This is a genomic window from Parapedobacter deserti (genome assembly GCF_042646065.1).
Lineage (GTDB): Bacteria > Bacteroidota > Bacteroidia > Sphingobacteriales > Sphingobacteriaceae > Parapedobacter > Parapedobacter deserti.
This window is the reverse complement of record NZ_JBHRTA010000028.1, coordinates 1-7,470: the sequence shown is the minus strand read 5'-3', so window position 1 is coordinate 7,470 and position 7,470 is coordinate 1. Positions and strand designations below refer to the sequence as shown.

General features: G+C 42.8%; 12 protein-coding genes. 1 reads left to right on the top strand and 11 read right to left on the bottom strand.

The window, feature by feature from the left end; genetic code table 11:
- Positions 1–580: 580 nt before the first annotated feature.
- The 4 genes from ACFOET_RS08640 to ACFOET_RS08625 all read right to left on the bottom strand — a co-directional run bounded on the left by ACFOET_RS08640 (position 581) and on the right by ACFOET_RS08625 (position 2,133).
- Positions 581–1,036 carry a topoisomerase DNA-binding C4 zinc finger domain-containing protein gene (locus ACFOET_RS08640; RefSeq protein ID WP_379021611.1) on the bottom strand — a complete coding sequence of 152 codons (456 nt, stop codon included), beginning with the start codon at positions 1,034–1,036 and terminating at the stop codon, positions 581–583.
- A 311-nt stretch (positions 1,037–1,347) separates the two neighbouring features.
- Entirely contained in the window at positions 1,348–1,557 is a 210-nt protein-coding gene (locus ACFOET_RS08635) for a DUF2683 family protein (protein WP_379021606.1), read from the bottom strand.
- 11 nt (positions 1,558–1,568) lie between these two features.
- Positions 1,569–1,832 (bottom strand): contact-dependent growth inhibition system immunity protein, encoded by a 264-nt coding sequence (locus ACFOET_RS08630; protein ID WP_379021609.1) that lies wholly within the window; start codon positions 1,830–1,832, stop codon positions 1,569–1,571.
- Positions 1,783–2,133, bottom strand: coding sequence for a UvrD-helicase domain-containing protein (locus ACFOET_RS08625; RefSeq protein ID WP_379021608.1), 351 nt, complete (start codon positions 2,131–2,133; stop codon positions 1,783–1,785). The genes ACFOET_RS08630 and ACFOET_RS08625 overlap by 50 nt, the downstream gene beginning before the upstream one ends.
- A 92-nt stretch (positions 2,134–2,225) precedes the next feature.
- Between ACFOET_RS08625 and ACFOET_RS08620 the strand changes: the two genes are divergently transcribed.
- Positions 2,226–3,599, top strand: coding sequence for an ATP-binding protein (locus ACFOET_RS08620; protein WP_379021604.1), 1,374 nt, complete (start codon positions 2,226–2,228; stop codon positions 3,597–3,599).
- Positions 3,600–3,637: 38 nt separating this feature from the next.
- On the opposite strand, the gene ACFOET_RS08615 is transcribed toward ACFOET_RS08620, so the two are convergent.
- The 7 genes from ACFOET_RS08615 to ACFOET_RS08585 all read right to left on the bottom strand — a co-directional run bounded on the left by ACFOET_RS08615 (position 3,638) and on the right by ACFOET_RS08585 (position 7,290).
- On the bottom strand, positions 3,638–3,988 hold the full coding sequence (locus ACFOET_RS08615; protein ID WP_379021602.1) for a hypothetical protein: 351 nt from the start codon (positions 3,986–3,988) through the stop codon (positions 3,638–3,640).
- A 421-nt stretch (positions 3,989–4,409) separates the two neighbouring features.
- On the bottom strand, positions 4,410–4,913 hold the full coding sequence (locus ACFOET_RS08610; protein ID WP_379021600.1) for a hypothetical protein: 504 nt from the start codon (positions 4,911–4,913) through the stop codon (positions 4,410–4,412).
- Positions 4,914–4,972: 59 nt separating this feature from the next.
- Positions 4,973–5,374 (bottom strand): hypothetical protein, encoded by a 402-nt coding sequence (locus tag ACFOET_RS08605; protein WP_379021598.1) that lies wholly within the window; start codon positions 5,372–5,374, stop codon positions 4,973–4,975.
- Between the two features lie 16 nt (positions 5,375–5,390).
- On the bottom strand, positions 5,391–5,687 hold the full coding sequence (locus tag ACFOET_RS08600; RefSeq protein ID WP_379021596.1) for a hypothetical protein: 297 nt from the start codon (positions 5,685–5,687) through the stop codon (positions 5,391–5,393).
- 124 nt (positions 5,688–5,811) lie between these two features.
- The gene (locus ACFOET_RS08595) at positions 5,812–6,348 is read right to left on the bottom strand and encodes a hypothetical protein (protein ID WP_379021594.1); all 537 of its coding nucleotides are present in this window, start codon (positions 6,346–6,348) and stop codon (positions 5,812–5,814) included.
- Positions 6,349–6,440: 92 nt separating this feature from the next.
- Positions 6,441–6,611 (bottom strand): hypothetical protein, encoded by a 171-nt coding sequence (locus tag ACFOET_RS08590; protein WP_379021592.1) that lies wholly within the window; start codon positions 6,609–6,611, stop codon positions 6,441–6,443.
- Positions 6,583–7,290: a hypothetical protein gene (locus ACFOET_RS08585; RefSeq protein ID WP_379021590.1), complete on the bottom strand. Its 708-nt coding sequence runs from the start codon at positions 7,288–7,290 to the stop codon at positions 6,583–6,585. Before ACFOET_RS08585 ends, ACFOET_RS08590 begins: the two co-directional genes overlap by 29 nt.
- Positions 7,291–7,470 lie beyond the last annotated feature (180 nt).

Here is a 7,470-nt window from a genome sequence, read left to right as displayed (position 1 = left end):
GTTTCCCGGGAGAATGGTGTTAGATTTGCCTTGAGCAGCAGGGGTTGAGCATCGGCCCCGCGGGGCCGATGCTCAACCCCTGACACAGTTTGTTTTACACTCCCTTGAGCGAAGTGCAGACAGCACATGATAGCCCCTAATCCCACTGGGGCGGATTCCCGTTATCTTTTAGGTAACGGGTTTCTTTTTTTATCACCCTATTGTCTTTTTAACATATCTTAACAATCCTGCTGTAACAAAGCGGGGCAGGAATGCGTTATATAATCAGTTAGTAAAATTTGTCTTTTTATCTGTTGGTTGATTTGATTGTTTAATGGTCAGATGGAGCCTTTGATGATTTAAAATAATTCTTATCCCTTCGTGATTTAATAATTATTTAAATCATGTCGGGTTCATAATTTAGGTTTATAATTGGTTAGTTAGCAAGCCCCGATTCTCCCCGTTTCGGGGCTTTGCTTTTTTGCGACTTTTATGGTGGATGCGGATAACGCAGCAGTGTCCGGTCTTCAATTCCAAGTGTAGTGAATTTCAAAGAAGATTACACCTACGCGCGCCAACGTCAATTGTATACGCATGCGTATCATTTCAACTTTATCGTATTCCTACATCCAGGATAATTGGTACACCCCCAAAAGTCGCCAAATCTACCGTTCCTTTTAATCATAAAGCCACTTTGGCAACCCGGACATAACATACTGTCCGATAAAATTTCCACGTTTTTAAACGTCTGGTTACAACTGGGGTAGTGCGAGCATCCCAAAAATTGAGTGCCATTAGCCGTATGCTGCCTGATCACCAGTTTCCCGGTCTTACAGTACGGGCACGCTGTCGCGTTCACAGCCCCATCAGTCGTGGTTAATAAATAATTATTGTCTTTTAGCAGATCCTCCACAAACAACGACGCCTCTGATGGAGCAAGTAATACCACCTCATTTTTAGTTCTCGTCAGCGCCACATAAAACAACCTACGCTCCTCTGCAAACCGGTATGCTTCGTTATCACTTAGCAAAGGCGATAGGAGGGGATCATCCGTCATTTTGTTGGGAAAGCCAAGCAGATGGTTGCTGAGCTTTAACACGATTATTAGCCGAATAAGAAGTTGTTGTAAAGATTAATCGTAAAAAGGTTCTTGCCGATTATCCCAAAAGAAATGTAGAATGATGCGAGTATTTGTTACCTCGTACAGGAATGAAGTGTACCGACTAATTAGGCCTAGCCGGATATGTTCCCCCAATTCACTTTTCTTAAAGAGATATGGTTGCTCCTTTAGTAGGAGAATCGTTTTGATGAATGCGTATAAAAATTGAAGGGATTTCTTGGCTTTAGGAGTATAATGAATTTCGAGACTCATTTTACATCTAGCATTTCTCGAATTGAAGTGAATGGCGTCAATTTGCCGGCTTGTGCTTCCAGCATCGACTCCTTCGTCCCATCCGCCACATACGTAGGTAAAGCTTCGTCTTCTTCGATAACGAAATTAATCTTAAGTAGCTTCAATACGGATTCAACAGCAAGAAGTTGTTCCTTGTTTTCTGGTTGGACAATCAAAGTTTGCATGTTTGGACTATTCATTTTAGTAAGATACGAAATGATTGCCAACTACAAAAATGTGATACGAGATTGCAGCGATTCCGAAATTGGCTTTCGGTTACCATCAATCCATCCAACTCTTTACGCAATTTCGGATTGCTTACCCAAAATGCCTCATCCACTGATTGTACACTTTTAAGTAAGTCGCCGGGGTAGAGGTCGCCTTCCGTTAACAGGTCTTTTTCTAAGAAATCAATAGCCAAAGGGATTAGGTAATTCAATGAAGCCCCCTGTCCAATCATAAGCCTCATCCACCCCAAAATGCTCCAGATAGATATCATACTTCTTCAGATAAAAGTCAGGACAAGAAACTTTGATCACGCCGCTCAAGGTGTTTTCATTGGTGACAGCCGGCATGTCCGCACGGTGTTTTTTTATGGTATCATAGCCCAGTTTGTGAAAGGTTGTTGCTTTGGTGGCAACTCCAATTTTTGTTAACCTTTCGTTTAGTTCTTCAGCCGTTTTTTTGGTAAATGACAATAGCAAGATGTCATCGGCATTGCTATTTTTCTGTTCGATGAGGTATTGAACTTTTCCAAGAATGGTTAAACCAAACCAGCAGAAGCTTATCGCGATTTTAATTCATAATAGCTATCTTTGGCCGTCCCACGGACGACGCTATAGACCAGACGGATATGCCAAAAACCAAATTACGAGAAGACCAACACACTGAATTCAAAAGCTCCTTTACCGATGCGGTCGTTGAGTCGCTTACGGCTTTTGCCAATAGCAGTGGCGGCCGGGTACTGGTGGGTGTTGATGATGGCGGCAAGCCGGTAAAGGGTTTTACGTTGGGTAGCGAGTCTTTGCAGAAGTGGGTAAATGATATCAAGAACAAAACCCAACCCAGTATTATCCCCGATGCCGATGAAATGGACTTAGCCGGAACCAAAGTCGGCGTTCTATCGGTAAAGGAATTTCCGGTCAAACCCGTGGCATTCAAAGGCCGGTATTACAAACGGGTAAACAATGCCAACCACCAACTGTCGTTGACAGAAATCGCCGACCTGCACCTGCGGTCTTTCAATACCAGTTGGGACAGCTACATCAATCCGGATCGGACACTTGATGACCTATCGCTGGATAAGGTCGTAAAGTTTATCGAAAAGAGCAATCAAGGTAAGGAAATGCCGCTCACCGACGATCCATTGACGGTATTGACCAAGTTTGAGTTGATCAGGGATACACAGGTGACCAATGCCGGATTTTTACTGTTTGCAAAGAACGATGTCTTTCAGGCGGCCATTGAATTAGGCCGTTTCTCTACGCCTACCAGCATCAAGGATGGATTGACCGTCCGTAGTGATCTGTTTACCGAAGTGGAAGAGGTGTTGGGGTTCATCCGTAAACACATCAACAAGGAATACATCATTACCGGCGATCCGCAGCGGGAGGAGCGCTGGCAATATCCGATGCAGGCATTGCGTGAAATCGTCACCAATATGGTTGTCCACCGTGATTATATGAATAGCGGCGATTCATCGGTGAAAATTTTTGACGAATATATCGAATTTTTCAATCCCGGCCACCTACCGGATACGATTACCATCGAGCAACTGCTTGCCGATGACTATTCTTCCTACGCCCGTAACCGGAAAGTTGCTGCTACCTTTAAGGAGGCCCAACTTATTGAGAAGTATGGTTCTGGAATCCGTCGTATCCATGAAGCATTTGAACAGTATGGGCTGAAAGCGCCTAAATTCGAGAATTTCCAACATGGATTCCGTGTTATCGTGTATGCTGAGACGACAACCGACATCGATAAAACATCAAGGAAAACTGTGGGGAAAACTGTGGGGAAAACTGTGGGGAAAACTGTGGGGAAAACTGTGGGGAAAACTGCTGAAATTTTTGATTCCATAAAATCAAATCCACAAATCACGCGGGAGCAGTTGGCTGATGAAACGGGGTTGTCGGTTCGAGGGGTAGAGTATCATCTAAAAATACTGCGAGAAACCAACCGAATTAGCAGGGTGGGATCAAAAGGCGGCCATTGGGAGATTTCATAGTTTGACATGTTCTGACACATCCGAGGAAGTGCATGCAATCATCGACCTTTCCGTTTGATTGTTATCGATTCACCCCAGCTTAAAGACCAGTCCCAACGTCTGGCGGCCCTTACATATGATTTTTGTTTCGTTAGGATGCTCCACTTTAGCTCTTCACGTGTCATTTTCAGTGCATTTTCGAATTGTTCATCATTGCATTCAATATCGAATACCTTAAAGCGAAGTCTTGCCCGCTGTATGAAGAACGAAATAAATGCCAATCCAACAAATATCAAGGCGATCCAAAGCAATTCCTCTTTCGTTGGAATCAGTTCGAAGCTAGCGTCCACTCGCTTTCTAATGATATCGTTCTTTAATGCGTTTTCATTGATTGCTAACTTTTTACTCAATTTCGTTACGACGACACTCCATCACCTGGACCGTCCTATTGACATAAATAACTAAAACAATACCGATCAGACCGGTTACCAATTTTATCAAATAGTGTTGCCAGTCAACATCCGGAAAGCCGTTTTACAGCATCTTCCAGAAATCTACCGAAAAACTGCAATCCAGACGCTATAACAAGAAATACAATTGCCCAGATTTTTATCGCCATTCTGGCGTATTGATGTTTCGTGAAAATAAGCCCTAATAAAATCGACTGAATCGTTATCGGTAGTAAACCTACCAATCGTCCGGTAGTTACGGTTGCGTAAAGATTCCAAAGGAGCAGTCCGCCGATTATTGAGATAACTGCCCAGTACACCGTTTTATCAGTAAAATGCGATTGTTTCATCCTACTCTGCGTTTGCTATTTTTAAATTCGATTCAATTTTCAAAAACGCTCAGTTCCCGTTCCAATTGCCGTTCAAATCGGTCTACATAAATGAATGCTAAAAGGGCAATGACGTTAATTCCTATCGTTAAATCATCGTTTCCACCATTTAACACTATTGAAAAATTCGGGATGATGGTAGCGAATGTAGGCTTGTAGGTGTTGAAATCATATCCCAGTATCACTCCGAGTCCCGCGCAAACCTCCCAAGTGTATCCCATTACTGAAAATTGGAGTGTTTGGAGGATCAGATTAAGTTTAGTGTTCCATAAGCCATTTTCAAGCAATCCCTTGAGCAGTAACCGTGCGCAGAAGATGGTGTGGACACAAAATCCGAAAATTAGGGCATACAACAGTAAAACCACACCGGTCGGTTGTATAATATGTGCAAAAGACCACATGGCGATCCCCAGGCCTGCTACTCCACCCAATAATAGATAATTACCTAACCATCTAAGCCGAATCGCTTGATTTTGAATGACTCTTTGGCTACCCATTTTTCAATTTAAAAATGAATAAGAGATCCAAATTGGGCGCTGAGCATTTTTTAGCAGATTCATCTCTCAATAAGCCGTATAGTTCTGAACACATCAACAAGACCATCCTGTAGGTTACTAGTCAGGTTTTCTGCGTAAAGCGTTACACTTACTTCCATATTCGGATTGTTTATTTGAGGCTCGTTTAACACCTTGGCATTGATGCCCGCGAAGAAAACGGTATCCACCTTTGAATACACAATTTTTCTGACGAAATTGTCAGTGGTATCTATTTCAATGGCGGTCTGCTTAATTTCCTGGGGCAGAAAAACCGGATAATCGAACACCGAATCCTTATGTTGGCACGACGCTACAAAATCGCATCCCTTTGCCAGTGTGCTGTCTGTCGCTACCGCCTTCCTAATACTCAAGATTTCCACCTTAGGCGTGTTGTTTTTATCATAGGTGATGTTGGGCAGCATAAACTTCCTCGCAGGTTCAAATCTCCACCAGCCCTCTGCTAGAAACTCGGCTGCGGTTTGCCGTCAACGGATTGGCATAAAAGCCATAGTCGAAATGCACCGTTTCATGTTCCGATTCGATTACACCCACATATGAATCGAAACCACCCTGAAAGTCGCGTTTTTCGAAGTTTAAGGGGAAATCAAAGGCGTAAGGGCCTATCTGTATGATTTTTGTTCCCTGCTTTTCAAGCTTCGAGCCATTTTGGCAACCTCCCAGTTGCGATAAGGAAGCCAGTATCCATGTAATCAACGTGATATTTTTTCTTAGCATTGCTTTTAAATATTCCGTTGCAATAGTCCTATTTATACTATATAAATGCTTATCCTAAGTCAGTTGTGCGCTTTAGCATGCTGCTGTCAAACGATCCCTATGGCTGGAAGTAATAGTGTAATCCTCATGTTATTTCATTAGGTGTTACAATCTCGCCCTCTTCGTCCAATTCCCGATGCACTACACGCTTTACCTTGGGCTGGTTAAACCAGATCCCGATGGGCAGGATTAGCATAAGCAGGGCATCGCCGATGTACTCTCCGAGCCGCACCTCCCGTCGCCACCGTGCGCTTAATAAAAGCTTAGCAGGGTATGTCACAAAATAAACATACGCAAATGCTACGTACAAGGCAGGCAGGACTTTCCAGCCAGTTAGGCTTATCTCTCCGTCAACATTAAGTGTCGATATGATGGCTACCGCAGCAAACCACACAAACCCGTTAATGAGGTAAAAATTTTCGTTCACGGTTACTTTCTTAGGTACATAGTCCTGTATCACCTGCTGGAGCGACAGGGGATAGGCGGCACACATAGCCGCGCCAATAATTCGGATTATGGTGGTCACTGTTGGGCTATCCACGCTGGTAAAGTTGATGAGCCGGGCACCGATGATCACCAGGAAGAAAACGACAAGTGGGTTTGTATTGACCAAACTTTTCATAATGTATCATTAAAACCAACTTTCGCTTACTACAGGTCTAGATCACATTGGTAAAGCTAAAGTAAGAAGTTAAAACCCAATATCCAAAATATTCAAGTCACCCGCTCCACCGACGGCTCCGCGTCGCCGGGTCCGTTGATGATCTGGTCCTGTCCAAACAATTGAAAATGGCGGTACGGTCTGGGAAAATCAGCATTGGCAAAGGCATCTTTTGCAGAAGTAATTCCCCGTTTATTAATCGGTCCAATTTTCAATTTTTCCATTATCCTCAACCCATATCTCAATAAATATATCTTCGGCTACCGGTATTCCTTTATCCTTTAAGATGTTAAATTTCAAAGAGCTCAGTGCATTGTAAATTTTGCCTATGCAGAAGTTATATTCTTCGGCTTCATAAAACTCACTAATTTCTTCATCCGATAAATTCATTCGTACTTTTGATACCCTTCCGTCGACATCAATTGTTACTAAATATCCTTCAGAACAGTCAAACGCATCTGGATTTTTCCATTTCTCCCTTTTAAGTTTACGGAAAAAAATATCGGAAACTTTATATTTATCTTTTCGATCGATTCCCTTCGGGTCATCAACGTAATTATCTACTACTTCATTTTTAAATAGGCGACCACGATCGACCGTCAAGATCCGTTCCTTTTCAAAAATTTTGTAAAATACACCATCCCACCTTATGACTTCGTCCGTCAGCGGAATGTTGAGGAGTCCGCTGTACCAATCAATAAAAACCTTCCCTTCAATCAATTTCTCCCCGAAAACAGCTCTCATTTTATTCAGCGACGCTTTCCTGACTTCTTTTGCGATTCGAAGTTCTCCGCAACCGATCATGTCTACAAGAAAAAGGCTATCGCCTTGAAATTCATAGATGGCTTGGTATCCGCGCCAACAATTAAAGGTATTCCCATCTCTAAACGCTAAACCAAACAAAATTTCGCTGTTTTCGATATTCCGGCTTTGAAGATATTGTGCGATACTCCCCAGTTGTTAGACAACTTTCGTCCCAAGTTAAATTTATTTAAGACACTTTTTTTGAGTTATCATTGAATTTGCTGTTGGGCGTTTCCTTGCCGATGGAAGTATGTCTGCGTTCGTTGTTGTAATACTCCA

Excerpts from the sequence above, each read along its gene's own strand:
- ACFOET_RS08640 (WP_379021611.1), bottom strand. The coding sequence starts at position 1,036 with ATGACGGATGATCCCCTCCTATCGCCTTTGCTAAGTGATAACGAAGCA.
- ACFOET_RS08635 (WP_379021606.1), bottom strand. The coding sequence starts at position 1,557 with ATGCAAACTTTGATTGTCCAACCAGAAAACAAGGAACAACTTCTTGCT.
- ACFOET_RS08630 (WP_379021609.1), bottom strand. The coding sequence starts at position 1,832 with ATGATTGGACAGGGGGCTTCATTGAATTACCTAATCCCTTTGGCTATT.
- ACFOET_RS08620 (WP_379021604.1), top strand. The coding sequence starts at position 2,226 with ATGCCAAAAACCAAATTACGAGAAGACCAACACACTGAATTCAAAAGC.
- ACFOET_RS08610 (WP_379021600.1), bottom strand. The coding sequence starts at position 4,913 with ATGGGTAGCCAAAGAGTCATTCAAAATCAAGCGATTCGGCTTAGATGG.
- ACFOET_RS08605 (WP_379021598.1), bottom strand. The coding sequence starts at position 5,374 with ATGCTGCCCAACATCACCTATGATAAAAACAACACGCCTAAGGTGGAA.
- ACFOET_RS08600 (WP_379021596.1), bottom strand. The coding sequence starts at position 5,687 with ATGCTAAGAAAAAATATCACGTTGATTACATGGATACTGGCTTCCTTA.
- ACFOET_RS08595 (WP_379021594.1), bottom strand. The coding sequence starts at position 6,348 with ATGAAAAGTTTGGTCAATACAAACCCACTTGTCGTTTTCTTCCTGGTG.
- ACFOET_RS08590 (WP_379021592.1), bottom strand. The coding sequence starts at position 6,611 with ATGGAAAAATTGAAAATTGGACCGATTAATAAACGGGGAATTACTTCT.